General features: G+C 73.7%; 21 protein-coding genes, 1 tRNA gene and 2 pseudogenes. 16 read left to right on the top strand and 8 right to left on the bottom strand.

The features are described 5' to 3' along the window. Positions 1-47: 47 nt before the first annotated feature. Positions 48-704, bottom strand: a complete 657-nt coding sequence (locus FHU37_RS13175) for a TetR/AcrR family transcriptional regulator (RefSeq protein WP_312892590.1) — start codon at positions 702-704, stop codon at positions 48-50. Between the two features lie 157 nt (positions 705-861). Between FHU37_RS13175 and FHU37_RS13170 the strand changes: the two genes are divergently transcribed. Beyond that, complete coding sequence (locus FHU37_RS13170; RefSeq protein ID WP_179814371.1) at positions 862-1,650, top strand: SDR family NAD(P)-dependent oxidoreductase; 789 nt, start codon at positions 862-864, stop codon at positions 1,648-1,650. 71 nt (positions 1,651-1,721) lie between these two features. Here the strand turns inward: FHU37_RS13170 and dacB are convergent, their stop codons facing one another. Beyond that, positions 1,722-3,599, bottom strand: a complete 1,878-nt coding sequence (gene dacB / locus FHU37_RS28160; protein WP_312892589.1) for a D-alanyl-D-alanine carboxypeptidase/D-alanyl-D-alanine endopeptidase — start codon at positions 3,597-3,599, stop codon at positions 1,722-1,724. A 358-nt stretch (positions 3,600-3,957) separates the two neighbouring features. On the opposite strand from dacB, the gene FHU37_RS13160 reads away from it, so the two are divergent. Then, positions 3,958-4,452 (top strand): inorganic diphosphatase, encoded by a 495-nt coding sequence (locus FHU37_RS13160; protein ID WP_179814370.1) that lies wholly within the window; start codon positions 3,958-3,960, stop codon positions 4,450-4,452. A 76-nt stretch (positions 4,453-4,528) separates the two neighbouring features. Here the strand turns inward: FHU37_RS13160 and FHU37_RS13155 are convergent, their stop codons facing one another. The 3 genes from FHU37_RS13155 to FHU37_RS13145 all read right to left on the bottom strand — a co-directional run bounded on the left by FHU37_RS13155 (position 4,529) and on the right by FHU37_RS13145 (position 9,055). Then, a complete protein-coding gene (locus FHU37_RS13155; protein ID WP_218904023.1) occupies positions 4,529-5,593 on the bottom strand; it encodes a hypothetical protein in 1,065 nt (354 codons plus the stop codon). Between the two features lie 12 nt (positions 5,594-5,605). Further along, entirely contained in the window at positions 5,606-7,738 is a 2,133-nt protein-coding gene (locus FHU37_RS13150) for a threonine/serine exporter family protein (protein ID WP_376773938.1), read from the bottom strand. Positions 7,739-8,062: 324 nt separating this feature from the next. Further along, positions 8,063-9,055 (bottom strand): DedA family protein, encoded by a 993-nt coding sequence (locus tag FHU37_RS13145; RefSeq protein WP_312892588.1) that lies wholly within the window; start codon positions 9,053-9,055, stop codon positions 8,063-8,065. A 145-nt stretch (positions 9,056-9,200) separates the two neighbouring features. Here FHU37_RS13145 and FHU37_RS13140 point away from each other — a divergent pair. The 3 genes from FHU37_RS13140 to FHU37_RS13130 all read left to right on the top strand — a co-directional run bounded on the left by FHU37_RS13140 (position 9,201) and on the right by FHU37_RS13130 (position 10,519). Next, positions 9,201-9,273, top strand: a tRNA-Thr gene (locus tag FHU37_RS13140). Between the two features lie 266 nt (positions 9,274-9,539). Continuing rightward, the gene (locus FHU37_RS13135; protein ID WP_179814369.1) at positions 9,540-9,791 is read left to right on the top strand and encodes a hypothetical protein; all 252 of its coding nucleotides are present in this window, start codon (positions 9,540-9,542) and stop codon (positions 9,789-9,791) included. Positions 9,792-9,973: 182 nt separating this feature from the next. Continuing rightward, positions 9,974-10,519 (top strand): hypothetical protein, encoded by a 546-nt coding sequence (locus tag FHU37_RS13130; RefSeq protein WP_179814368.1) that lies wholly within the window; start codon positions 9,974-9,976, stop codon positions 10,517-10,519. A 93-nt stretch (positions 10,520-10,612) separates the two neighbouring features. Here the strand turns inward: FHU37_RS13130 and FHU37_RS13125 are convergent, their stop codons facing one another. After that, positions 10,613-11,605 (bottom strand): aldo/keto reductase, encoded by a 993-nt coding sequence (locus tag FHU37_RS13125; protein ID WP_179814367.1) that lies wholly within the window; start codon positions 11,603-11,605, stop codon positions 10,613-10,615. A 132-nt stretch (positions 11,606-11,737) separates the two neighbouring features. Between FHU37_RS13125 and FHU37_RS13120 the strand changes: the two genes are divergently transcribed. The 4 genes and pseudogenes from FHU37_RS13120 (at position 11,738) to FHU37_RS13110 (ending at position 16,336) form a co-directional block, all read left to right on the top strand. Then, the gene (locus FHU37_RS13120) at positions 11,738-12,619 is read left to right on the top strand and encodes a LysR family transcriptional regulator (protein WP_179814366.1); all 882 of its coding nucleotides are present in this window, start codon (positions 11,738-11,740) and stop codon (positions 12,617-12,619) included. 259 nt (positions 12,620-12,878) lie between these two features. Continuing rightward, positions 12,879-14,780: pseudogene (locus FHU37_RS13115) on the top strand (rhamnogalacturonan lyase); the annotation flags it as partial. Beyond that, the gene (locus FHU37_RS28155) at positions 14,775-15,227 is read left to right on the top strand and encodes an RICIN domain-containing protein (protein ID WP_376774029.1); all 453 of its coding nucleotides are present in this window, start codon (positions 14,775-14,777) and stop codon (positions 15,225-15,227) included. The pseudogene FHU37_RS13115 and the gene FHU37_RS28155, both read left to right, overlap by 6 nt. Before the next feature lie 131 nt (positions 15,228-15,358). After that, entirely contained in the window at positions 15,359-16,336 is a 978-nt protein-coding gene (locus FHU37_RS13110) for a helix-turn-helix transcriptional regulator (protein WP_179814364.1), read from the top strand. Here FHU37_RS13110 and FHU37_RS13105 read toward each other — a convergent pair. Next, positions 16,302-16,790: a hypothetical protein gene (locus FHU37_RS13105; RefSeq protein ID WP_179814363.1), complete on the bottom strand. Its 489-nt coding sequence runs from the start codon at positions 16,788-16,790 to the stop codon at positions 16,302-16,304. The two genes, FHU37_RS13110 and FHU37_RS13105, sit on opposite strands and share 35 nt — an antisense overlap. A 331-nt stretch (positions 16,791-17,121) precedes the next feature. Here FHU37_RS13105 and FHU37_RS13100 point away from each other — a divergent pair, with 331 nt between their 5' ends. Genes FHU37_RS13100 through FHU37_RS13090 form a run of 3 tightly spaced genes read left to right on the top strand, consistent with a single transcriptional unit; the run spans position 17,122 to position 19,629 of the window. After that, positions 17,122-18,339 carry a helix-turn-helix transcriptional regulator gene (locus FHU37_RS13100; protein ID WP_312892587.1) on the top strand — a complete coding sequence of 406 codons (1,218 nt, stop codon included), beginning with the start codon at positions 17,122-17,124 and terminating at the stop codon, positions 18,337-18,339. Next, positions 18,336-18,851, top strand: a complete 516-nt coding sequence (locus FHU37_RS13095; protein WP_179814361.1) for a flavoprotein — start codon at positions 18,336-18,338, stop codon at positions 18,849-18,851. The genes FHU37_RS13100 and FHU37_RS13095 overlap by 4 nt, the downstream gene beginning before the upstream one ends. A 37-nt stretch (positions 18,852-18,888) precedes the next feature. After that, positions 18,889-19,629 carry a GntR family transcriptional regulator gene (locus tag FHU37_RS13090; RefSeq protein ID WP_218904022.1) on the top strand — a complete coding sequence of 247 codons (741 nt, stop codon included), beginning with the start codon at positions 18,889-18,891 and terminating at the stop codon, positions 19,627-19,629. A gap of 779 nt (positions 19,630-20,408) precedes the next feature. Here FHU37_RS13090 and FHU37_RS13085 read toward each other — a convergent pair. Next, positions 20,409-21,410, bottom strand: a complete 1,002-nt coding sequence (locus tag FHU37_RS13085; RefSeq protein WP_179814360.1) for an NADP-dependent oxidoreductase — start codon at positions 21,408-21,410, stop codon at positions 20,409-20,411. Positions 21,411-21,772: 362 nt separating this feature from the next. Between FHU37_RS13085 and FHU37_RS13080 the strand changes: the two genes are divergently transcribed. From FHU37_RS13080 to FHU37_RS13060, 4 genes and pseudogenes are all read left to right on the top strand, one after another. Then, positions 21,773-22,534, top strand: coding sequence for a DeoR/GlpR family DNA-binding transcription regulator (locus FHU37_RS13080; protein ID WP_179814359.1), 762 nt, complete (start codon positions 21,773-21,775; stop codon positions 22,532-22,534). Further along, complete coding sequence (locus FHU37_RS13075; RefSeq protein ID WP_179814358.1) at positions 22,531-23,562, top strand: 1-phosphofructokinase family hexose kinase; 1,032 nt, start codon at positions 22,531-22,533, stop codon at positions 23,560-23,562. Before FHU37_RS13080 ends, FHU37_RS13075 begins: the two co-directional genes overlap by 4 nt. Before the next feature lie 5 nt (positions 23,563-23,567). After that, a pseudogene (locus FHU37_RS13065) lies at positions 23,568-25,693 on the top strand (PTS fructose transporter subunit IIABC). 226 nt (positions 25,694-25,919) lie between these two features. After that, the gene (locus tag FHU37_RS13060; protein ID WP_179814355.1) at positions 25,920-26,276 is read left to right on the top strand and encodes an HPr family phosphocarrier protein; all 357 of its coding nucleotides are present in this window, start codon (positions 25,920-25,922) and stop codon (positions 26,274-26,276) included. The last annotated feature ends 1 nt before the right edge of the window (position 26,277 follow it).

Here is a 26,277-nt window from a genome sequence, read left to right as displayed (position 1 = left end):
CGCGGGGTTCGGGCACCGGACGGGGCCCGTGCCGCCGGCCCGGCGGGCTACGCCGGCGGGCTCGGCGGTGGCGGCGGGCTCGGCGGTGGCGGCATGGGCGGCGAGGTCGGCCGGGTCGGCGCGGGGGAGGCGCCCACGCCGCGCAGCAGGGTGTCGACGACCAGGGTGGCGAGCAGGTCGGTGTCGCCGTCGCGGTCCTCGGCCGCCTCGTGGATGAGCGCGTAGTAGACCCGGCGGACCCAGTCGACGTCCGCGTCGGCGCGCAGCACGCCGTCCTGGCGGGCCCGCAGGAACATCCGCTCGCAGGAGTCGCGGACCTCGGCGTGGATGCGTTCCACCTCGGCGTCGGTGGACGGCATGCGGCTCATCGCGAAGCTCCAGCTGATCTTGACCCGGAGCACGTTGGCGGTGACCTGGTACAGCGCGACCAGCGGCGGGGCGTTCTCGGGCGCCGCGGAGCGCACGGCCTCGTGGAACCGCCGGGCGGCCCACAGGGCCATGGCGTCGACCAGCGCCTCACGGGTGGCGAAGCGGCGGTGGACGGTCGTCCTGGCGACCCCGGCGGCCTCGGCGATCCGCTCCATGGTGGCCGTGGGGTCCCGGCTGAGCACCCGCTCGGCCGCCTCCAGGATCGTGCGCACCGTGCGTTCGGCGTCCGCCCGCAGGGGGCGTCCGCCGAGCGTCGTCCGTCGCTGCTCACTCACCACGGCTCTCCCCTCGCGCGACGGCGCCGCCGGCGCTCGCCAGGGAGAGGTTACCGCGCCACTCCTCGGCTACTTGCAACATCGATGTTGCAGGTTCTAGCTTACTTGCATCACTGGCGACGCATCTTTCGTCGTCCTGATCGAGGGGTGGACATCCATGCGGACCCAACTGACCGGCAAGACCGCCGTGGTGACCGGAGCCAGCCGGGGAATCGGGCTGGCGATCGTCGAGCAGCTCGCCGCCGAGGGCGTGCGGGTGGTGGCCGGGGCGCGCACGCCCTCGCCCGAACTGACCGGGGCCGCCGCGCTCGCCGTCCCGGTCGACCTGTCCACGGCCGAGGGGCCGGCGCGGCTGGTCGAGGCGGCGCTCGGCGAACTCGGCGAGATCGACATCCTGGTCAACAACGTCGGCGGCGGGGACGGCGGCGAGGGGCAGACCGGCGGCTTCGCCGGCTTCACCGACGAGCAGTGGCGGGCGGCCTTCGAACTGAACTTCTTCAGCGCCACCCGCCTCACCCGCGCCGCGCTGCCCAGCCTGCTGCGCCGCCGCGGCGCCATCGTGAACGTGTCCTCCAACGGCGCGCGCATGCCGCACGCGGGGCCGGTCCCGTACACCACCGCCAAGGCGGCGCTGACCGCGTTCGGCAAGGCCCTCGCCGAGGAGCTCGGCCCGCACGGCGTGCGGGTCAACACGGTCTCGCCCGGCCCGGTGCGCACCGCCCTGTGGGAGGACCCGAACGGCTACGGCGCCGAACTCGCCCGGTCCATGGGGCTGCCCCACCCGGACCTCCTGGCCGGACTGCCCGCCGCGACCGGCATGCTGACCGGCCGCCTGGTCGAGCCGGCCGAGGTCGCCGCCCTGGTCACCTACCTGGCCTCACCACTGGCGGGCAGCGTCACCGGCGCCGACCACCTGATCGACGGCGGCGCCACCAAGACCGTCTGAGCCGCCGCCGCGGGGTCGGCCGGCCGCGGCGTGCCGGCCGGCCGCAGTGGGAACGGCCGGCCGCGGGGCGCTCAGCCGCAGCCGCACTCGGCCAGCACGCCGGCCATGGCGTCCAGGGACGCGCGGGCGGCGACCGCGTCGGGGCTGTCGTTGGAGAGGAAGGCGAACGCGAGCAGCCCGCCGTCCGCGTCCACCACCAGCCCGGCCAGCGTGTTCACGCCGGTCAGCGAGCCGGTCTTGGCGCGCACCAGTCCGGCCGCGTCCGCGCCGGCGTCCCCGGCGTCCGGCCGGTAGCGGCCGTCCAGGGTGCCGGTGAAGCCGGCCACCGGCAGGCCGGTGAGGGCCGGGCGCAGCTCCGGGTGCTCCGGGGAGGCCGCCAGCGCGAGCGCCTGGACCAGCAGCTGCGCGGGGATGCGGTTGGCCCGGTCCAGGCCGCTGCCGTCGGCGAACTCCGCCCGGCCGATGTCCAGCCCGGCGTGGGTGAGCACGTCCGCGACGGCCTGCGCCGCCCCCTCGAAGGAGGCCGGACGCTGCTCCACGATGGCCACCTGCCGGACCAGCGCCTCGGCCAGGTCGTTGTCGCTCTCGGTGAGCATCCGCTCGACGAGCGTGGCGACCGGCTCGGAGCGCACCTCGGCCAGCACCGGGCCGGCCGGCTCCCGCTCCCCGGCGGAGTCCGACGAGCCGGCCGCGTCCGAGTCGGCGGAGCCGGCCGCCCCTCCCCCGGGCGCCGGGGCGGCGGGGGCGGAGGGGGTGCCGGGCACGAGGGAGGGCCCGCCCGGGGCGGCGGCGTCCAGCGGCGGGGAGTCCAGCGGGGCCTCGTCGGTGATGCCGAGCGAGGCGCCGCCGTCCGGCAGCCCGGCGAGGTCGCCGCGCGCCTGCGGGCCGGCCCGCAGGGTGTCGACCGACGCCTCCGCGTCGGCGCCGGTGCCGCCGGCGGCCTCGGCGGAGCCGTCGCCGCCCCGGCCGGCGTCGCCGCGGGTGCTGACGGAGGGCGCCGGGACGGGCGTGGGCAGCAGTTCCTCCGGCACGGTCACCGACTCCACCTCGCCCTCCACGGTGATGCCACAGGCCGCCAGCATGTCGGCGAACAGCCGCGCGGCGTCGACCTCCGGGTTCACCACCCGGGGCGCGTTCCGGGTGGTGGTCGGGTCCTCGCGGCCCTCGTCGACCATCAGGGGGACGGTCTTGGCGATGTTCTCGTTGACCCCGATCGGGTGGCGCTGCGGACCCTCGTAGCGGGAGGTGTCGTAGCCGACCCGCACGCTGTCCACCCCCTCGGCCCGCAGCGCCAGCGCCGTCCGGGCCGCCAGGTCGGCCAGCCGGGCGGGGCCGGTGCCGCCGGCCGGACCGGAGGCGCCGGTCCCGGTGGCCGCGTCGCCCGCGGCGCGCAGCCGGTCGAAGGTCTCCCGGGCCGCCTCCGGCCCGCCCTCGCCGGTGAGCAGCGGGTCCCCGCCGCCGACCAGCACGATCCGGCCGTCGTCGGCGCGCACCACGCGGGTGGCGATGCCCTGCCCGCCGTCCAGCCGGCTCAGCGCGGCCACGGCGGTGAGGATCTTGTTGGTGGAGGCCGGCACCGACGGGTCGGAGGCGTCCAGCTGGTAGATCAGCTCCCCGGTCAGCGCGTCCGCCACGGCCACCGACACCGAGCCGAGGGAGCGGTCGGTGAGCAGCGGCGCGAGCGCCTGCCGGAGGCCGTCGGAGGTGGGCAGCCGCGCGCCCGCCCCCTCGTCGGCCGCGACGGGCGGCGCCTGGCCGCCGACGACCAGGCCGCCCTCGCCGATGACCGGCTGGAGCACCGACAGCCCCGCGCCCAGTTCCGGCAGCCCGCCGGCCGTGCCGGCGCCGCCCGGGGCCTCGCCGGCGGTCCCGGCCGCGTCGTCGCGGTCACAGGCGGCCCCGGTCAGCAGGACGGGGAGCAGCAGCGCTGTCGCCAGCGTCCTGCGCACGCGTGCCCGTCCCGCCCCGCCTCGCTCCACCGTTCTTCTCCGTCCTGCCCGTCGCTGGTTTATGACGGTGTGACTCTCTCATGCGGCGGGGGACGCCGAACGCCGGCATGGGCCAGGCGGCCGAACCCGCGACGGGGTCGGAACCGGACCGCGATCCGGCCGCGATCCGAGCACGTTCCCGGCGCGATCCGGCCGCGGTCCGGCGGGATCCGCCGGCCGGGGACCGGCCGGCGGATCCCGGGCCGCCCGGTCCGGTCTGCCCGAGGGGCGGCCGATGGGGGACACTGTTGGTCGCCAAGCAGCCGGCCCAGCGCCGACCGGGGCAGGGCATCCCAGAAGCAGCCATGGAGGAAGAACAGTGGAGTTCGACGTCACGGTCGAGATCCCGCGCGGTCAGCGCAACAAGTACGAGGTGGACCACGCCACCGGCCGGGTCCGGCTGGACCGCCGGCTGTTCACCGCCTTCGGTTACCCGACCGACTACGGCTACATCGAGGACACCCTGGGCGAGGACGGCGACCCGCTGGACGCCATGGTGCTGCTGGAGGAGCCGGTCTACCCGGGCGTCCTGGTGGAGTCGCGCCCGGTCGGCATGTTCCGGATGACGGACGAGGCCGGCGGCGACGACAAGGTGCTGTGCGTGCAGGCCGGTGACCCGCGGATGGACCACATCCAGGACATCAAGGACGTGCCGCAGCACGTGCTGGACGAGATCCAGCACTTCTTCGAGCACTACAAGGACATCGAGCCGGGCAAGTCGGTCGAGCCGGGCGCCACCTGGGTCGGCCGCGAGGAGGCGGAGCGCGTGATCGAGGCCGCCATCGCCCGTCTGAAGGAGTCCGGCGGCCACTGAGCCCGCCATCCCGGCCCCGGCCACCGCGCCCGGGCCCCAGGGCCCCGGCCACCGCGCCCGGGCTGGCGGGTCCGGGCTAGCGGGTCCGGAAGGGCCCGGATCCCCTCGGCCGCCGCACCCGCACCGTCCGCGCGGTGCGGCGGCCGGCCCGCACCGCCCGCCGGCGGGCCGCCGCCGTGGCGCGGCGCGCCGCCAGGCGGGCGGTCCACGGCTCCGCCCGCCGCTCCTCCTCCTCGGCGGCCAGCACCGCCGCCGTCACCGGACCGGGCGCCGGCACACCGTCGGCCTCCCCCCGCGCCGCCGCACGGCGCCCCGGCACGGGCAGCGCCGGCGTCGGCGCGCCCGCGATCAGGTCGAAGAACCGCTGCTTCAACCGGTCCAGCCGCCGGTGCAGCCGCGCCTCGCGCCGCCGGGCACGCGCCATCCGGCGGGCCCGACCGGTGTACCGCCAGCGCGCCCACGGACTGGACGGCAGCGCCAGCCGGACCGCCCCCACCAGGCAGAGCGGCGGCAGCATGATCCCCAGCAGGCCGGTCCAGATCTTCCCCTTCAGCAGGGTCACCACCACCAGCACCAGGTTCGCGCACAGCACGGCGGTCACCCCCAGCGGCGACCCGCCGAGCTCGTAGAACCCCACCGGCGGGCCGATCACCAGCAGCAGGCCGGTCAGCAGTATGCCGAGGATCACCGCGTCCACCGACTTGCGGCCCTGCTCGCTCCAGTAGACGTCCTCCAGGTGCAGGATCAGCGCGAACTCGTCCAGCACCAGCCCGCACCCCACCCCGAACAGGAAGCCCAGCAGGCTGCGCCAGCCGTCGGCCGCCGCGGGGATGGTGAAGCTGCCGATCCCGGCCACCAGCCAGAAGAAGATGCCGAACACCATGTGGTGGATGTGCAGCCCACCAGGCGTGATGTTGCCGGGCCACCAGCGCACGCCGTGCCGGATCAGCCGCACGCTCAGCCGGATGAACGCGAAGGAGAGGATGAAGCCGACCAGCAGCAGGAACAGCGGCTCCTTGCCCGGCTCCACGATGAGCACCCGGTACTCCCGCACCAGCGTCCCGAACAGGCCCGGCGCGCCCGAGGCCCCGGGCTCGCCCGAGGCCGCCGTCACCACCTGCACGGACACGCTCTCCACCATCCGTGGAGTCTCTCAGAAGCCCCGCGTGCGCTTCGCCGCCTGACGCTGCTCCCGGTCGCCGGCACCCGGCACCCGCAGGAACAGCCGCGCCATCTCACCGCCCAGGTTCACGCCCACCGCCAGCGCCAGGGCCAGCGAGGCCGCCCGGGTCAGCGACACCCAGCCGTCGTCCACGTGGCCGTTGGCGAAGGACAGCAGCCCCAGGTAGGTGGCGCTACCCGGCAGCAGCGGACCGATCGCCGGGATCACGTACGGCAGCGCGGAGGCGTAGCGGTACCGGGACAGCAGCTGCGCGAACAGGCCGACCAGGCCGGCCGCCACCGCCGTGGCGATCACCGGGCTGACGCCCGCCTGGTAGGTGAGCGTGCCGTAGACCGTCCAGCCGATGCCGCCGTTGACCATCGCCGGCAGCAGCGAGCGCCGCTGCGCCTGGAGCATCACGGAGAAGGCCAGGGTGAGCACCATCGCCGACGCCAGCTGCGGCACCGGCTCGTTGGCCGGACGGAACCCCTCGTCGGCGTTGAGCTGCACGCCCCAGCGCACGCCGGCGTACAGCACCCCGCCGACGCCGCAGACGATGCCCACCACCAGGTACATCACCTCCAGCAGGCGGGCCGAGGCGGTGATGTAGAAGCCGGTCAGGCCGTCCTGCACCGCGGCCACCAGCGCCCGCCCGGGGATCAGGGCGAACAGGCCGCCGGTGATCACGGCGGAGGCCCGCACCTCGACGTCCCACAGGTCCAGCAGGACGCCGGTGAACGCGGCCGGGGTCGCGGCGACCACGAACTGGTAGAACTCCGGCAGCCCGCGCCGGGCCAGCAGCCAGGCCAGCCGGTCACCGAGCACGGCCGCCACGAAGGCCGCGCTGAACACCTGCCAGCCACCGCCCACCAGCACCGAGGCGGCGCCGGCCAGGGTGCCGCTGGCCAGGGCGATCAGCCAGCCGGGGTAGGGGTGGCGGTTGCGGCGGATCTCGGCGAGCCGGCCGTACGCCTCCTCCACGGTGGTGTCCTCGGCGGTGATGTCGTCCACCAGCCGGTAGACGGCGGCCAGCCGGGTGTAGTCGGAGCCCCGGCGGCGCACCACCCGCTCCGCGGTGACCGGGCTGTCCACCAGCGAGGGCTGGTAGGAGATGGTCAGCAGGGTGAAGGTGACGTTCGGCTCGCAGCGGTCCAGCCCGTAGGCCCGGGTGACGCCCAGCATCGCCGCCTCCACGTCCTCGGCCGACTCGCCGCTGGACAGCAGCAGTTCGCCGATGCGCAGGGCGAGGTCCAGCACGCGCGGGACGGAGGCGGTGTGCTCCACCCGGGCCGGCGGCTCGTACGCCGGGCGCTCGTACAGCGGCGTCCGCAGCAGCATCCGCATCCGGTCCTGCCACGGCTGGGAGACGGCGCCGGGGGCGCCCGGCGCGCCCGGCGCCATGCCGTAGGGCGCGAGCGGGACGCCGCCCGCGGGCGTCAGGACGACCGGATGGCCGCCGGTGGTGGCCACGATCGGCGTGCCGCCGGTCGTGGTGGTGAGGGTGATCGGTGTCCCACCGCTCTCCTCGCCGGCCGGCGGGCGCGCCGGCTGCTGGAGGCCGCCGCCGATTGGCGGGTGGGCCTGGGTGGCCGCCGGGCTCATCGGCGAGACCACCGAAGGGCTGAAGGAGGGGGTGACCGCGGGTGCGGCGGGTGTGGCGGGTGTGGCGGGTGTGGCGGCGGGCTCGGCCCCGGTCTCCGGTTCCCCCTCCGACCCGGTTGCCGTCCCGCTCTTCGCCTCGGCCTTCGGCTCGGTCGCCGCCCCGGCCTTCGGCTCGGCCGGCGGGCGCTCCGCGACGACATCGGCGGACCGCTCCGGCACCGGCGCCAGGTCCTCACCCATGCCGTCGGACTGCTCCAGCAGCCGTATGACCGGCCATCCGGGCCGGTCCGCCGCCTCCCCCTCCCTCGCCTCCGCCGCGCCGGGCTTCGGCACCTCGGGCAGTGGCGTGCCGGCGGGCGGCGCGCTGGGGACGGTGGGCCGGGGAGTGCCGTGGAACTCCGTGCCCCACTCGGCGTCGAGCTCGGCCTCCACCTCGGCGTGCAGCGCCTCCCGGGCGGCACGGCTGGGCAGCACCGGCAGCTCAGCCACCTCGTCCGGCTCCCACGCCTCTGACTCGGTCACCTCGGCTCCTCGACCACCCTGCTGGTTCGGCTGTGCGCCCGTCGTGCCCGTCCCGGAGTCCTTCCGGAGTCCTTCCGGCGTACTGCCGGCGTCCGGGGCCAGGGATACGGCTTCCCCGGCGCGGAACGACGGCAACCTTCGGGAACGCTCCGAACGCCTCGGAACGAATCGGTCCATACGGGGGCAACCGAACGGTAGTACGCACGATACCCGGCCGTCTCGGGCCGACGGCGCGGCGAGCGACCGTGGAAACGCACCGGCCCCCGCCCTCCGACCGGTCATCGGCGCGGGGAGGGCGGGGGCCGGCGTTCCGGCGTGCGGGGGCTACCGCTCCTGGCCGCCGCCCGGAGGCCGGCGGATGAAGAGCTGCTGGGTCTCGTCCGGCGCCGGACCGGGCGCCACCGCCGGAGCGGGAGCGTGTCCCGCACCGGCGACCGGCCCGGGCACCTCCTCGGGGGAGATCCGCCGCAGCTGCATGGTCTCGTCCGGGGCGCCCTGGGCCCGGTGCCCCGGGGAGTGGGGCGCCGGCGCGTGGTGGCCGGCGAGGGCGTGGCCGCCGTCGTACGGGCGCCCCGGGGCCTGCCCGCGTCCCGCGCCGGCCGGCCCCGGGTGGATGCCGAGCACGGCCGTGCGGTCGTCCAGCGGCGCTCCGGCTGCGACGGCCGGGCCCGGGGCGGGCCGGGGCTCCGGGCGTCCGGCGCCGCGCCGGGCGCGCAGGAACTCGATGACGACCGGCACGACGGAGAGGAACACGATGCCGATCAGCATCGCCTCGATGTTCTCCCGGACGAAGGCGATCTGGCCGAGGAAGTAGCCGAGGGTCGTCACCCCGCCGCCCCACAGCACACCACCCACGACGTTGTAGACCACGAAGGTGCGGTAGTTCATCTGGCTGACGCCGGCGATGATCGGCGTGAAGGTGCGCACGATCGGCACGAAGCGGGCCAGCACGATGGCCTTGGGCCCGTGCCGTTCGAAGAACTCGTTGGCCTTGGTGACGTTCTCCTGCTTGAACAACCGGGAGTCCGGGCGCCGGAACAGCGCCGGCCCCACGCGACGGCCGAAGAGGTAGCCGACCTGGTCCCCGGCGACGGCCGCGGCCATGATGGCCAGGCAGACGACCCACAGCGGGTACGGGACGTACTCACCGTCGGCGGTGAGCAGCCCCGCGGTGAACAGCAGCGAGTCACCGGGCAGGAAGAAGCCGATGAGCAGGCCTGACTCGGCGAAGACGATCGCGAGGATCATCAGCAGGCCGCCGTTCGCGATCAGCGTGTCGGGATCCAGGAAGCTGGGGCCCAGGGCGAGGGAGTACACGGGGGGCGGCTCCTGCCGGAGGGAGGGGATGGCGCGGTACCACGCTACTCGACGACCCGCGCGCGGCCGGGGCTCCTCGGGCCCCCGTCACCCGCCCCGGGGATTGGCGGGTGGTGCGGCGTGTCGTGTAGTCTCTTCCTCGCTCGCCCCAATAGCTCAGTCGGCAGAGCGTCTCCATGGTAAGGAGAAGGTCTACGGTTCGATTCCGTATTGGGGCTCCGGCATCGAGGGGCGGCGTACCACCGGGTACGCCGCCCCTCGCGCATGCCCGCACGCGCCCGCCCGGCGCCGCCGGCCCGCCTCGCCGCCGCCTCTCGCGCCAATCGTGACGACAATAGAACGAGCCGACGAGTAATATCTGCAACCTGCGCCAAACGGGTCAAATGTGACGAATGGTGCGACACGCTGTCCTATTCGCCGTTTATGGGCAGGTCGTACTCGAAATACTTCCGGCACGTGCAGTCAAGGCGTAAGGAGTACGCACGTGCGAAAGACCCACAGGACCGCGGTAATCGCCACCGCCGCAGCGGCGCTGGTGCTCGCCGGAGCCGGCGGCGCGTACGCCACGGAGGCCGAGCAGGCACTGGTCAGCAATTCGCTCGTCATCTCCGGCCCCACCGAGGCGAACATCTGCATCACCACCGGCCAGTCCGGGGACAGCGTCTACGAGGGCAACCAGGCCATCACCTGCAACCAGCAGTCGACGGACGGCAGCGGCGACGGGGCGAACGGCTGACCGGGCGGACCGTCCGGTTTTCTCCGGGCGGAATTACCACCCGACGAGTATTACCGGTCGCCTGGGCCGAACGAGGCAAATTCGACGCACAAAGCGACACGCCAACCCGTTCGTCGGTCAACGGCGATCCGCACTCGAAATACTTCCGCCACGGATACGCCAGTTAAGGAAGGGATACGCGAGTGCGCAAGACCAACAAGACCGCCGCGGTCGCCACGGCCGCCGCGGCCATCGTGCTCGGCGGAGCCGGCAGCGCCCAGGCCACCTACAATCCGGCGCCCTACATCAACAACTCGCTGTCCATCTCCGGTCCGACCGAGGTGAACGCCTGCATCCCCACCGGTCAGGCCGGCAACAACACCTTCGAGGGCGACCAGACGATCACCTGCAACCAGGAGGCGTCCGCGACGTTCCCGGAGGGCTTCCCGGAAGACGGCGCGGACGGGGGCCTCACCCGCCACGAGGTGGTGCGCGCCTCCGCGCCGTTCAGCTTCCCCGGCGCCGGCGGCATCCGCCTGGACGCCTACTGCCCCGACGGCACCAGGGTCATCGGGGGCGGATACGACATCCTGCAGGCGCCACAGGACCCGCCGGTCATCGCGTCCGAGTCGGCCCCGCAGTTCGACGAGCGCGGCTGGGTGGTGACGATCCGCCCCGTCTCCACCGCCCCCACGACGGGCACGCTCCGGGTGTACGCCATCTGCACGGACGTCAACGACGCCGAGTAGGTCGCGGCACCCAACGCCCCGCGGTCCCCCGTCGGAGGAACGGCCCCGCCCACCCGGGCGGGGCCGTCCGCGCGTCCCGCGTCGGACCCGCCGTCAGATCAGCGTGCCGCCCGCCACGTCGACGTTCTCCAGGGCGGCGGCGATCCGGGCCAGGGTGTCCGGGTGCAGGGTGATCCGGCCGGCCTCATTGTTCTCGTCGATGTGCGCCGGGGTGCGGCTGCCCGGGATCGGCACGACCGCCGGGTCCTGGTGCAGCAGCCAGGCCAGCGCGAGCTGGCCCGGGGTGATGCCGAGGTCGTCGGCGATGGCCCGCACCGGGGCGTAGCGGTCGTTGTTGGCGGCCAGGTTCTCCGCGCTGAACCGGGGGGCGTTCTGCCGGAAGTCGCCCTCCTTCACCTCGGTGACGGTGCCGGTCAGGAAGCCGCCGCCGAGCGGGCTCCAGGCCACGATCCCCACGCCCAGCTCGCGCGCCGCTGCCAGCAGGTCCGCGTCGACCGGCCGCCACATCGACCACTCGGTCTGCACGGCGGCCACCGGGTGGACGGCGTGCGCGGCGCGCAGCTGCGCGGCCGTCACGTTGGACAGGCCGAGGTGCCGCACCAGGCCGGCCTCGACCAGCTCGGCCACCGCGCCGACGGTGTCCTCCAGCGGCACCCGCGGGTCCGGGAAGTGCGGGTAGTACAGGTCGATCACGTCGGTGCCGAGGTTGCGCAGGCTCTGCTCGGCGTAGCCGCGCACGTAGCGGGGCTCGGCGTTGACGGCCAGCTCGCCGAAGGCGTAGCCGACCGGGAAGGTGTGCGCCTCGGCGCCCTCGGGGATGCGGAAGCCGAACTTGGTCGCCACCACGACCTCGTCGCGGCGGCCCCGGATGGCCTCGCCGACCACCCGCTCGTTGTGGCCGTCGGCGCCGTAGCCGTCCGAGGTGTCGACGAAGGTGGCGCCGGAGTCGAAGGCGTGCCGCAGCGCGGTGACGGCGCGGTCGTCGTCGATCTCCCCGTACACCCCGGGGGAGAGCACCATCGCCCCGTAGCCGACGGCCGGAACGGCCAGCTTGCCGAGGTGGCGGACGGGCAGCTGCTGCGACATGGGGTTCCTCCGTTGGCCTTCCGTGTGGGCGCGGGGGCGGGCCGGTGGGGCGTTCCCCCCGATCCCTTCCGCCCCTTCACTCTCCTGCGTCGCGGAGCCGGAGTCCAAGAGCCGTTGATATAACCGGATTTCATGGATGAGGCGCACCTGCGTGAGCTGAGGTACTTCGCCGTGGTCGCGGAGGAGGGGCACGTCACGCGCGCCGCGCGGCGGCTGTTCGTCTCCCAGCCGGCCGTCTCCAAGCAGTTGCGCGCCCTGGAGGGGCGGCTCGGCTTCGAGCTGTTCCAGCGCACGCCCCGGGGCATGGCGCTGTCCCCGGCCGGCGCCGCGCTGCTGCCCGCCGTGCGGGACGTGCTGGAGCGCTGGCAGGACGGCCTGACGGCGGCGCGCGCGGCCAGCGAGAAGCGCGAGCTGGTGGTGGGGATGCAGACGGCCATCGGCCGCGGGGTGCAGGGGCCCGCGGTCCGGCTCTTCCGGGAGCGGATGCCGCGGTGGTCGGTGTCGCTGCGGCTGGTCGGCTGGGAGGACCCCTCGGTGGGCCTGGCCGACGGCTCCTCCGACGTGGCGTTCGGCTGGCTGCCGATGCCGGTGGACGGCCTGGCCACCCACCTGCTGGCGACCGAGCGCCGCTTCGTGGCGCTGCCCTCCTGGCATCCGCTGACCGGGCGGGCGGAGGTGCCGTTCGAGGAGCTCCTCGACGAGCCGTTCCTGGCCCTTCCGGAGGCCGCCGGGCCGGTGCGCGACTTCTGGCTGGCGCTGGACCAGCGCGGTGTGGCGCCGATGGTGCTGGGCGGTGTGGCGAGCGGCCCGGACGAGGTCTTCGAGGGGGTCGCCTCCGGCCTGGGGGTGGTGCTGCTGGCGGAGGGCAACGCCCGGCTGTACCAGCGGCCGGGCGTGGTCTGCCGGCCGGTGGCCGGGCTGCCGCCGGCCGAACTGGTGCTGGCGTGGCGGGCCGCGGACGACCGTGCGGCGGTGGGCGCCTTCGTGGCGGCGGTGCGGGAGACGGCGGCCTGAGACCGGGCCGAATCGGCACGGACGGCCGCTCGCCGCCGCCGTCCCCGCCGCCCTCTGCCGAACATGACAAGTGAATGACATGTCCACTTCAGGCCATGCCGCTCCCCTCCCGGACGATCACGCCGGGCACCAGCATTCTGCTCCAGCGGCCACCTTCCCGCCGAGCGGCCGTCAGGCGGATCCATCACTCGCGTTGAAACGATTCATCCGTTTGCCCACCCCGATTCGGCACTCATCGGGCCAAGGAGGTCCCTCGTCCATGAGCACGGTCCCCCGCGGAACGCGGGCACGACAGCGGGCACGCCACCCGCTCGCCGCCTTCGTCGCGGTCGCCGCGGCCGGCACGCTGCTGGCCACCGTCGGCCCGGCGGCCACCGACCGCCCGGTCCCCCTGGACGCCGCCCCGGCCGCCGCCGTCGGCCCCGCCAAGCAGGTGGAGAACCTGGACCGCGGACTGATCAGCGTGCGCAGCGGCAGCGGGAACCTGGTCAGCTGGCGTCTCCTCGGCACCGAGGACATCAGCACCGGGTTCAACGTCTACCGCGGCACCACCAAGGTCAACTCCTCCCCCATCACCAACTCCACCAACTACTACGACAGCGGGGCGGCGGCCGGCGCCGCCTACACCGTCCGCGCCGTCGTGGGCGGGGTGGAGCAGCCCGCCTCCGAGCCGGCGCTGCAGTTCGCCAGCGGGTACCTGCCCGTTCCGTTGCAGATCCCGGCCGGCGGGACCACCCCGAGCGGGGAGGCGTACACCTACTCGGCGAACGACGCCTCGGTCGGCGACCTCGACGGCGACGGCCAGTACGAGATCGTGCTCAAGTGGGACCCGTCCAACGCCAAGGACAACTCCCAGTCCGGCTACACCGGCAACGTCTACGTCGACGCCTACGAGCTCGACGGCACCCGGCTGTGGCGCATCGACCTCGGCCGCAACATCCGCGCCGGCGCCCACTACACCCAGTTCCAGGTGTACGACTACGACGGCGACGGCCGGGCCGAGGTCGCCATGAAGACCGCCGACGGCACCCGCGACGGGCGCGGCACCGTCATCGGCAACGCCTCCGCCGACTACCGCAACTCCAGCGGCTACATCCTCTCCGGCCCCGAGTACCTGACCATGTTCAACGGCGCCACCGGCGCCGCGATGAGCACGGTGGACTACGTCCCGGCCCGCGGCAACGTCTCCGACTGGGGCGACAACTACGGCAACCGGGTGGACCGCTTCCTGGCCGGCACCGCCTACCTGGACGGCGCCCGGCCCAGCCTGATCATGGCCCGCGGCTACTACACCCGCAGCGTCGTCGCCGCCTGGGACTTCCGGAACGGGCAGCTCACCCGCCGCTGGACCTTCGACTCCAACAGCTCCACCAACGCCGGCACCGCCGGCCAGGGCAACCACTCGCTCACCGTCGGCGACGTCGACCTCGACGGCCGCGACGAGATCGTCTACGGCTCGCTGGCCATCGACGACAACGGCGCCCGGCTGTGGAACACCGGCTTCGGCCACGGCGACGCCGCCCACCTCGGCGACCTCGACCCGAGCCGCAGCGGCCTGGAGTACTTCAAGGTCAGCGAGTCCTCCTCGCAGCCGTCGTCCTGGTTCGCCAGCGCCGCGAACGGCTCGGTCATCTGGCAGACCCCGGCCGGCGGCGACAACGGCCGCGGCGTGGCCGCCGACATCCACGCCGGCAGCGCCGGCGCGGAGGCGTGGTCGTCCGCCGTCGACGGGCTGCGCAGCCCGTCCGGCGCCAACGTCGGCCGCAAGCCCTCCTCGATCAACTTCCTGGCCTGGTGGGACGCCGACCCGGTGCGCGAGCTGCTGAACGGCAACTACATCGACAAGTACGGCACCAGCGGCGACACCCGGCTGCTGACCGCCAGCGGCGCCACCTCGAACAACGGCACCAAGTCCACCCCGGCGCTCAGCGGCGACATCCTCGGCGACTGGCGCGAGGAGGTCATCTGGCGGACCACCGACAACACCCAGCTGCGCATCTACTCCACCCCCACCGCCACCGACCGGCGCATCCACACCCTGGTCCACGACCCGATGTACCGGGTGGCGCTGGCCTGGCAGAACACCGCCTACAACCAGCCGCCGCACCCCAGCTTCTTCATCGGCAACGGCATGACCCAGCCGGCCAAGCCCAACGTGTACCTCACCGCGCGCGGCACCGCCCCGACCGTCGACTACGTCACCCTGCGCAACGTCAACAGCGGCAAGTGCCTCGACGTGGACGCGGCCAGCACCGCCGACGGTGCCAACGTCCAGCTGTGGACCTGCAACGGCGGCACCAACCAGCAGTTCGAGGTGCGCCCGACCAGCAACGGCTACGCGCAGCTGGTCGCCCGGCACAGCGGGAAGCTCGTCGACGTGGCCAGCGCCACCGACGGCGCCAACGTGACCCAGATGCCGGACAACGGCACCACCCGGCAGCACTGGGGCCTCGCCGACGTCGGGAACGGCCAGGTCCGGGTGATCAACCGGCACAGCGGCAGCGTCCTGGACGTCGCGAACTGCGGCACCGCCGACGGCACCAACGTCCAGCAGTGGAGCTGGCTGGACAACACCTGCCAGCGCTTCACCGTCGTCCCCGTCGGCTGACCGACCCGCCCGTCCGACACCACGCCGCCCCTCCGGATCCCGCCACCACCGGTTCCGGAGGGGCGGCGGCGCGTGCGGCGCCGGGGCGTTCAGGACGGTTCCCGTCCCATATCCCCGTGCATGCTGATCCCATGACCGACACGCCCGCACGGCTGCTGAGACTGCTCTCCCTGCTCCAGACGCCACGCGAGTGGCCCGGCAGCGAGCTGGCCGAGCGGCTGGCGGTGAGCCCCCGCACGATCCGGCGGGACATCGAACGGCTGCGCGACCTCGGCTACCCGGTCGAGGCGAGCAGGGGCGCCGCCGGCGGCTACCGCCTGGTGGCCGGGACGGCCATGCCGCCGCTGCTGCTGGACGACGAGGAGGCCGTCGCCATCGCGGTGGGGCTGCGCACGGCGGCGACCCACGTGATCGGCGGGGTGGAGGAGGCCTCGGTGCGCGCCCTGGCCAAGCTGGAGCAGGTGCTGCCCAGCCGGCTGCGCCACCGCGTCGGCGCCCTGGGCGCGGCCACCGTCCCGCTGCCGAGCCCGTACGGGGACGGCCCGCGGGTGGACGCCGGCTGGCTGAGCACGCTGGCGTCGGCGGTGGCCGTCCACGAGCGGGTGCGCTTCCGCTACCGGACCGCAGGGGGCGTGGAGAGCGGCCGGCTGGTCGAGCCGCACCGCCTGGTGGCCGCCGAGCGCCGCTGGTACCTCGTGGCGTTCGACCTGGAGCGGGACGACTGGCGGGTCTTCCGGGTGGACCGGATCACCGAACCGCTGCCGATCGGCGTCCGCTTCACCCCCCGCGACCTCCCCGAGCAGGACGCCGCCGCCTACCTCACCCGCACGATGCACGCCCTGGCCCCCACCTACCGCGCGGTGGCGACCCTTCAGGCCCCGGCCGAGGAGGTGCGGGCGCGCCTCGGCGACCGCCCCGGCGACGTCGAACCGCTCGACGAGCGCAGCTGCCAACTGAGGAGCCACACCGACACCCTGGAGTGGCTGGCCTTCCTGCTGATCGGCATGGACTGCGAGTTCGAGGTCCACGAGCCGCCCGAGCTCGTCGCGTACCTGGAGCAGCTGGCCCGCCGCGTCACCCGCGCCACGGCCCCGTCCCAGCAGGGCTGACCACCGGACACCACCCCACCATCAACCGCCCCAACCGGGCATCGAGCCACAGGGCCCCGTCCAGGTCCTCGTGCCCCGGCCACCGACCGCTGATCATCGTGGTGACAACGCCCAGCGAAGCGCCGCCCTGCTCTCGCGCCACCCGCCGCCATTCCGGTGGGAGCGCCGGCTCCATGCCCCAGACGGTCCCGTCAGCGGTGGCGAGCGTGGAGGCAGACGGCCCGAAGTAGCAGCGACGGGTTGGAATCATCCGAGTTCCGGGGCAGATGCCGAGCCCCGCGCCGAGCGCCCGCATCCGCTGGATGACCTGACCACGCGTCGCCCCGTTTCCCGGGTGAGTGATCGCCAGCATCGCCCGCCCGTGCCGGATCGTCGCGAAAGCACGGAGCCCGGTGAGGAGCCCGTCATCAGCGCTGCGCGTGGAGACGGGGCGGTGCCCGCTCGTCACCATCACGACGACACCTCGCCCTTACCAGCGCACTCCTGGCAGCACCGCACCTTCCAGGTCTGATCGAACGCGCAACGCACCCAGAACCGGTCGCCGAGATTTCGGGAACCGCCGCAGTGCACACACACGATCCCGTACCGCTCGTCGCACTTCAGCACACGGTCGATCTGCGGTGGGAGCGGCGGCGTAGAGGACGACGATTCCTGCGGCATGACGCCTCCTGAAATGGCTCGGGAGCCGCAAAGCTCCCCTTGGCCGCACCGTAGGTCCGCTACAACAGAGAGGGGCACACAGATCGTGTGCGTCATCACGGGGAGATGCCGTGGAAACTCAGCACGTGGGACGACGCATCGCCTACTGGCGTGATCGGCGAGGACTGACACAAGCTGACCTTGGGGCGCTGCTTGGTCAGAGCCGGCGCTGGGTCCAAGCACTGGAAGGCGGCCAACGCCAGTCCGATCCGCGGCTCTCCACCCTGCTGCGCGTCGCGGAGGTCTTACGCATCCCCCTGGAGAATCTCGTGTCCGATGGCGCGTTCAGTCCGCGACCCGAGTGCACGACGCCCGCGGAAGTCGAGTCCATCCGGGCCGCCCTCCAGCGACACGACGTCCTCACCGGCACTGTCACCGGCGAAGACCCACCTACTCTCGCCGACCTGTGGCGACGTGTTTCCTACTGTTGCGAAGCGTTCCAGGCCGGCCACTACGCCACTCTGGGTCGCACATTGCCCAACCTCATCGTGCAGGCACAGCACGCCGTACACGCCACTGCCGCCGACACGGTGCACACCGCCTACGGGATACTGTCCCGGGTCTACCAGCTCACAGCCTCAGTCCTGCACAAGTACGGCGAGGTCGCCGCGCCGGTCGCATGGCATGCCGCCGACCGGGCGCTCCTTGCCGCAGAACGCGCCGGCGATCCGGTGGCGATCGGTGCCGCATCACGCCGCGTCGCCAAGAGCCTGATGTACCAGGGGCAGGCTCCCGCCGCAGTGGAGTTCGCCACCGCGGCAGCCCAACGCTTGCACAGTGAGCTCACCGATCGCGGTGCCCTCGGGTTGTCCACGCTCGGCATGCTCTACCTCAACGCCGCCGTGGCCAGCTCCGCGCAGGAGTCCACGTCCACCACCCGACGCACCACGACAGCCCTCGTAGAGGAGGCTGAAGCAGTAGCCGAGCGGCAGGGGTCGGATGCGAACGAAGACTGGACATCGTTCGGGCCCACCAACGTCGCGCTGCACCGAGTGGACGTTCTCATGCGCCTCGACGATGGATGGTCCGCCCTGGAGGCTGCCACCGGCATCGCTCCCAGTGCTCTGGGAGGGCTCTCGCGTGAACGGCGAGCCCTGCACCTCATCACCGTCGCACGGGCTCAGCACCAGATCCGGCGCCGCGACGACGCTGTCAACTCGCTTCTGGAGGCTGAGCGTCTGGTTCCGGAAGAGGTCCGCTGCCGACCCAGCACGATCAGTCTGGTCCGGGAGATCTATGGCGTGACTCCGTCCCCGGACGGGCGCTTGCGCGCCTTGGCCGAACGGTGTGGGGTCCTGGAATGAGCCGCGTCCTCTACCTCATCGCGTGCGCCGCCGGACCGACCCGGCAGGTCGGCGACGGCGTGCGCGCCGCCCAGGCACGGGGCTGGGACACCTGCCTGGTCCTCAGCCCGTCCGCCGCCCGCTGGCACGCCGGCCACATCCAGGAGTTGGAGGAACTGACCGGGCACCCGGTGCGATGGGAGTACAAGCTGCCCTCGCAGCCCGACGTCCTTCCCAAGGCGGACGCGATCCTGGTCTCCCCGCTCAGCGCCACCAGCCTCAACAAGTGGGGCGCCGGGATCGCGGACACGCTCGCCATCGGCATCCCCCTGGAAGCCGTGCACCTGGGCGTTCCCGTCGTGGTGCAGCCCTTCTTCTCCACGCTGCTGGCCGCCCACCCGGCCGTCCCCCGCAGCGTGGCCACCCTGGAAGAGCAAGGCGTCCGCGTGGTCTGGGCACCCGGTGAACCGCACCCGACAAAGCAGGCACTGCCCTGGCCTTGGGAACTCGGCTTGGACGCACTGGGTATGTAGAGGCCACCCACAGTGACTCCGAGGGGGGGCGCCAGCCATGACCGGAATCTCGAAACAGCGGGCCTACCAGCGCATCGCCGACCACTACCGGCAGTTGATCCAGGACGGCGCGCTTCGCGCCGGGGATCGGCTGCCCACCGTCAAGGAGATGGCGCAGGAACACGGCGTCGCCACCGCCACCATCGTCAAGGCCCTGGGACAGCTACAGGTCGAGGAGCACATCCGCACCTCGCCGCGCGGCACGTTGGTCGCTGACGAGTCACCGGGAAACAGCTCCGGCCGCGACCGCCTGGACCGCGTCACCCGCACCGGCTCGCTGCTCAGCGCCGGAGAGACCCAACTGGTGACGGCCGCACAGCTCGTCGTTTCGCCGCTGTACGTCGCCGACATCTTCGGGTTGGACGCCGGCGACCAGGTCGTCCGTCGGGAAGCCGTCATCGGCCGCGCCAACCAGCGACTCGCGCTGCTCGTCACCTGGTACCCGGCCGAGTTCGCCGTCATGGTGCCGGACCTGCTCAGCACAGCGCCGAGCAAGGCCGCCGGCCTGCTTCCGCGCATCCTGGACGCCACTGGCCGGCGCGTCACCCACGCCCGCGACGACATGCACGCCCGTGAGGCCGACGAGCGCGAGGCCCGCGCCCTCGGCATGCGAACCGGCGCCCCGACTCTCGCGGGCGCCCACCGTTGGTCGGACGACGACGGAGTGATCGAGTACGGCGAGTGGTGCCTGCCCACCCTGCACGTGATCGGTTATCACTACAGCCTGGACGGCAGCTGACCGGAGCCTGAAGCCGCCCCAGAACAACGCACCTGGGACTCGACGTTCTCCGCGTGACCCGGGTTGTCCACGTTTTCCACAGGCAGGAAATATCTGCTTGCCCACGGGCGCTCATCCGGGCTACCCCTGGAGACCAGGAGGGCTCGCGGTTATCCACAAGCAGCAAGAACCCCCTTGACCGCTCCCATCCCGCCGGGTTAGCCCTGGTGACAAGGGGGTTCGCCGTTATCCACAGGCCGCCCGAGCGCCCTTGCGCTCGGGTGGCAACCCGGCTAACAGTCTGGTCCGGGTGATCTATGGTGTGCCCCCGTCCCCGGACGGGCGCTTGCGCGCCTTGGCCGAACGGTGTGGGGTGCTGGGATGAGCCGCGTCCTCTACCTCATCGCGCTCCTCGGGGGCCGACCGGAGCGGCCCAGGCCAGTGGTAAGCATCCAGCCTGTTGGACGCACTGAACGCGGCGCCTCCCTGGTCATCAGGGATAGCCCGGCGGGGGGTGCGGTGCGCAAGAGGGAATCTGCTGCCTGTGGATAACGCGGCGCCCCCCTGGTCACCAGGGGTAGCCCGGCCGGGATGGGGCGCGCAAGGGGGAATCTGCCGCCTGTGGACGACCCGTTGCTGACCTGATGAGGTGCCACCGGCCGACTCGAACGGCCCGGGGCCCAAGGCCGCCTGGGCGTTGCGCCCCCAAGCCCGCCTGACCGCTGCGCCCGCACGCCCGCCTGACCGTCCGGCGCCCTCGGCGAGGCGTCGGATCGTCTCTCAGCGAGGCGTCAGGGCCGTCAGGGCATCTCGATGACCAGCTTGCCGGTCACCCGCCCGGACTCGCTGACGGCCAGTGCCTCCGGCACCCGCTCCAGCGGGAAGACTTGCTCAACAACCGGGCGCACCGCCCCCTTCTCCACAAGTCCGGCCAGCTCCCGCAGCTGCGCGCCGTCCGCCCTGACGAACAGGTACGAGAAGCCCACCCCGCGCCTGCGCGCCAGGGCGAAGTTGCCGGCGTGCGCCAGCCCCATCGCCATCCGCACCGGCACCGCAGCGTTCAGGTCGCGTCCCACCTGCGCCGTGGGCGTCCCGAAGATGGTGGTCATGGCGCCGCCCCGGCGCAGCACGCCGAAGGAGCGCCGGCGAACGCCGCCGCCGACCGTGTCCAGCACGAAGTCCACCTCGCCGACCCGCTCCTCAAAGCGCTCGGTGCGGTAGTCGACGACGGTCTCGGCGCCGAGGTCGCGGGCCAGTTCGGCGTTGCGGGCGGACACCGTGGTGCTGACCCGGGCCCCGAGGTGGCGGGCGAGCTGGATCGCCATCGAGCCGACGCCGCCGGAGCCGGCGTGCACCAGCACGTGCTGCCCCTGCCGCACCCGGCCGTGTTCGGTGAGCGCCTGCCAGGCGGTGAGCGCGACCAGCGGGATCGAGGCGGCCTCCACGTGGTTCAGCCCGGCCGGCTTGGGGGCCGCGTCGGCCTCCCTGACCAGCGCGTACTCGGCGAAGGCGCCGATCCGGCGCTCGTGCAGCCGCGCGTACACCTCGTCGCCGGCCCGGAAGGCGGTCACCTCGGGGCCGACGGCGACGACCTCGCCGGACAGGTCGCTGCCCAGGGTGAGCGGCAGGGGGTAGGGCAGCAGCGGGCGCATCCGCCCGTTGCGGGTGAAGACGTCGACCGGGTTCACGCTGGCCGCCCGGACCTTCACCAGCAGGTCGCGCGGCCCGGGCTGCGGCTGGGGGCGGTCACCGACCCGCACCACGCCGTTGTTGCCGTACCGCTCGATGTACGCCGCCAGCATCCCAGGCCCCCGGTTGTGTTGGTGTTCGTGCGTTCGCGGTGTCGCCCCAACCATCGCGACACCCGTGGCGGGAGCGCAATGCGATGCGGAGCGCGTTGCTCCGCATCGGTCGCCACCGGGCCCGTCGAGGCGAACGCTCCGCCGCCCCGGGAGGCTGCCGGATCGGCTCTGACCTGGTCGGACGTCGGACGCGCGGCGCGGTGGACCGGATGGCGGTACACCACTCCCGGAGGAGGTATGCGCCCACTGGCTGTTGGGGCGGCCGGGAAGGGCGAGTACCCGCGTGGTGAACGCACCCTTGACTTCCAACACATACGGGCATAAAACAAAGCGACGCAAACAGTTAACGGCGGTGAAATCACATGTATGCGGAGGAACGGCACCGGCTCATCGTGGAGCGGGCGCGGGCGGCGGGACGTGTCGACGTGACGGGCCTCGCCGCCGAGTTCGACGTGACCACCGAGACGGTGCGCCGGGACCTGACCGCCCTGGAGCGACAGGGCCTGCTGCGGCGCGTCCACGGCGGCGCCATCCCGGTGGAGCGGCTCGGCTTCGAACCCGCCCTCTCGGTCCGTGCCTCCGCCATGACCGAGCAGAAGGAGGCCATCGCCCGGGCCGCCCTGAAGGAGGTCCCGCACGACGGGGCGATCCTGCTCGACGCCGGCACCACCACCGCGCGGCTGGCCGAACTGATCCCCACGGATCGGGAGCTGACCGTGATCACCAACGCGCTGCCGATCGCGATGATGCTCTCGGCACGGCCGCAACTCACCGTCTACCTCGTCGGTGGCCGGGTCCGGGCCCGCACCGGCTCCGCCGTCGGCGAGTGGACCCGCGACCTGTTGAGGGACACCTACGTGGACGTGGCTTTCCTGGGCACCAACGGCATCTCCGTCGAACGCGGCCTGACCACCCCGGACACCGCCGAGGCGGCGGTGAAGCGGGCGATGATCGGCGCCGCGCGCCGGGTCGTCGTGCTCGCCGACCACACCAAGATGAGCACCGACCACTTCGCCCGCTTCGGCGACCTGGAAGCGGTCGACGTGATCGTCACCGACGCCGCCCTCGACCCGGCGGTCGCCGCCGGGCTCGAGGAGGCCGGCCCCCGGGTGGTGCTGGCGTGATCGTCACCGTCACCGTCAACCCCAGCGTGGACCGGGCCCTGGAGGTCGAGGGGCTGACCCGCGGCGCCGTGCTGCGGGCCCACTCCTCGCACACCGACCCCGGCGGCAAGGGCGTCAACGTCTCCCGGGCGCTGGCCGCCAACGGCCTGCGCAGCCGGGCCGTGCTGCCCTCCGGCGGCCCGGAGGGCGCCCAGCTCGCCGCGCTGCTCGCCGGGCGCGGCGTCGAGGTCACCACCGTGCCGATCGCCGGCGCGACCCGGGTCAACATCTCCGTCACCGAGCCCGACGGCACGGTCACCAAGTTCAACGAGCCCGGCCCCCGGCTCGGCGAGGACGAGCTGCGCCGCGTCGTGGAGGCCGCCCGGGCCGCCGTCGTCGGTGCCGAGTGGGCGGTCCTCGCCGGCAGCGTCCCGCCCGGCGTGCCCGACGACTTCTACGCCCGCCTGCTGGAACGGCTCCGCGCGGACGACGGCGACCGGGACCGCGACGGCGATGGCGATGGCGACGGCGACGGCGACGAACGCCCCGCCGTGAGCGGCGGCGCCCCGGCGACCAGGACCCGGGTCGCCGTCGACACCAGCGGCGCCCCCTTCGTCTCCGCCCTGCCGGCCCGCCCCGACCTGGTCAAGCCCAACCGGGAGGAGCTGGGCGCCGCCATCGGCCGCCCGCTGACCACCCTCGGCGAGGTCGTCGACGCCGCCCGCGAACTCTGCCACCGGGGCGCCCGCAACGTGCTGGCCAGCCTGGGCGCCGACGGCGCGGTGCTGGTCTCCGCGACCGACGCCGTGTACGGCCGGGCGCCGGTCGGGGCCGTGCGCAGCGCGGTGGGCGCGGGCGACGCGCTGCTCGCCGGTTTCCTCGCCGGGGGCGGCGAGGGCCCCGACGCCCTCGCCGAGGCGCTGGCCTGGGGTGCCGCGGCGGCCACGCTGCCCGGCAGCCAGATGCCCGAGCCGCGGCACATCGACCGCGGCGTGGTCAAGCTCTACGACCACCTCGACCCCCACCTGATCCTCAGCGAACGGAGCTGACCGACATGGCCGACCTGATCACGACTGACCTCGTGGACCTGAGCCTGGAGGCGGCCGACCGCCACGAGGCCGCCCGCGTGCTGGCCACCCGCCTGGCCGCCGCCGGCCGGGTGACCGACCTGGAGGGCTTCCTGGCCGACGTCCGGGCGCGCGAGACCCAGATGGCGACCGGCATCGAGGGCGGCATCGGCATCCCGCACGCCCGCTCCGCGCACGTCACCGAGCCCACCCTGGCCTTCGGGCGCGCCGTCACCGGCGTCGACTTCGAGGCCGAGGACGGCCCGGCCGACCTGATCTTCCTGATCGCCGCGCCCGCCGAGGGGGACAGCGAGCACATCAGCATCCTCGCCGCGCTCGCCCGGCGACTGATCCACGCCTCGTTCAAGGACGCGCTGCGTTCCGCCGCCGCCCCGCAGGACGTGGTGGATCTCATCAACAAGGAGGTGTTGGGGAGATGAGAGTCGTCGCAGTCACGGCCTGCCCCACCGGAATCGCGCACACCTACATGGCCGCCGAGGCCCTGGAGGAGGCGGCCCGGGCGGGCGGCCACGAGATCAAGGTGGAGACGCAGGGAGCGGCCGGCGCCGTGCCGCTCACCGCCGAGGACATCGCCGCCGCCGACGCGGTGATCTTCGCGGTCGACGTGGAGGTCCGCGGGCGCGAGCGCTTCGCGGGCAAGCCCACCGTGCAGGTCCCGGTGAAGAAGGCCATCGGCGGTGCCGCCGGCCTGCTCGCCGAGGCCGAGCGGCTCGCCGAGGAGCGCCGCGCGGGCGCCGACACGGCCGCCGTCCCGGGTGCTCCGGGCGCACCGGGCGTGGAGACCGCCGCTGCCGCCGGGGCCGGCGCGGGGACCGGCGCGGGGACCGGCGCCACCGCCGGCACCGGGAGGCCCGCGGCCGCGGCGGAGGCCGGCGCCCCGGCCGCCGCCGCCCGCGTGGGGGCCGGCTCCCGACTGCGGCAGTGGCTGATGACCGGCGTCAGCTACATGATCCCGTTCGTCGCCGCCGGCGGCATCCTGATCGCGCTCGCCTTCATGATCGGCGGCGCGGAGGTCGCCAACAAGGTCAACGGCGGCGAGTACGGCGGCGTCACCTACCCGGGCGTCACCGACCTCAGCCAGCTGATGGAGGTGGCCGGCTTCGCCGGCGTGCTGTTCAAGATCGGCAGCACCGCCTTCTCCATGCTGGTGCCGATCCTCGCCGGCTACATCGCCTTCGCGATGGCGGACCGGCAGGGCCTGGTCCCCGGCGTGGTCGCCGGTCTGCTGGCGAACGAGATCGGCGCCGGCTTCCTCGGCGGCCTGGTCGGCGGTCTGCTGGCGGGCGCCGTGGTGGTCGCGCTGAACCGGGTCAAGGTGCACCGGGCGGTCGCCGGCGTCATGCCGGTGGTGATCGTGCCGCTGATCTCCTCGCTGGTCATGGGCGTGCTGATGCTCATCGTGATCGGCGAGCCGATCAAGGCGGCGCAGGACGGCCTGACCGACTGGATGGCCGGCCTGTCCGGCGCCAACGCGCTGCTGCTCGGCGCGCTGCTCGGCCTGATGATGGCGTTCGACATGGGCGGACCGGTCAACAAGGTGGCCTACACCTTCGGGGTGGCCAGCCTGGCCAGCGGCGACCTGAAGATCATGGCCGCGGTGATGGCCGCCGGCATGACGCCGCCGCTGGCCCTGGCGCTGGCCACCACGCTGCGCCGCAAGCTGTTCACCGACTCCGAGCGGAAGGCCGGGGAGACCTGCTGGCTGCTCGGCGCGTCCTTCATCACCGAGGGCGCCATCCCGTTCGCCGCGGCCGACCCGCTGCGGGTGATCCCGTCGATGATGGCCGGCAGCGCCGTCACCGGCGCCCTGTCGATGGCCTTCGACGCCACCTCGCGCGCCCCGCACGGCGGCATCTGGGTGATCGGCCTGATCGGCAACTGGCCGCTGTACCTGGCGGCCATCGCGGCCGGTGTCGTGGTGAGCGCGATCTGCGTGATCGCCGCGAAGAGCATCGGACGGACCACCGAGGTGGGCACCGCCGAGGACGCCGTCAGCGCCACCCCGGCCGGCTCACCGGCCACCGGCGCCACCCCGGCCACCCCGGCCACTCCGGCCACTCCGGCCACTCCGGCCACTCCGGCCACCGCCTGACCGTCCGGCACCGTCCCGCACGGTTCCGGCACGGCCCTGCACGGCCCTGCACGGTTCGGCACCGTCCGGTCCGGCACGGTCCGAACGCAGCCGGCGGCTGTGAGCCGTCAGCCGTCGGCGGGCCGCCCGGGGCACCGCGAATGCCCCGGGCGGCCCACCCGGCTGCCCACTCCCGCCACCCCCCGCTGCCACCCCTAGCCACCCAACTCCGACCGAGGGGAATCAGATGTACGAGCGCCTCGTCGCCGTCGGCTCCCGCGTGGGGCTGCACGCCCGCCCGGCCGCCATCTTCACCAAGGCCGCCGCCGGCCGGCAGGTCAAGGTCACCATCCGCCGGCCGGACGGCGACCCGGTGAACGCGCGCAGCATGCTCTCCGTGCTCGCCCTCGGCGTGCGGCACGGCGAGGAGGTCGTCCTCGCCGCGGAGGGGGACGGCGCCGAGCAGGCCGTCGACGAACTCGCCGAGATGCTCGCCACCGATCTCGACGAGGAGCCCGCTCCGGGCACCGCCGCCGAGGCCGGCAAGGCTGCCGCCGAGGCCGGCGAGGCCGCCTCCGGCGCCGCCGCGGCGACGGGGGTGTGAC

The sequence above is a fragment of the Allostreptomyces psammosilenae genome (assembly GCF_013407765.1).
In the GTDB taxonomy this organism is placed as follows: Bacteria; Actinomycetota; Actinomycetes; order Streptomycetales; family Streptomycetaceae; genus Allostreptomyces; species Allostreptomyces psammosilenae.
Note: the sequence above shows the minus strand (reverse complement) of the source record. Positions and strands in the feature narration are given on the sequence as shown.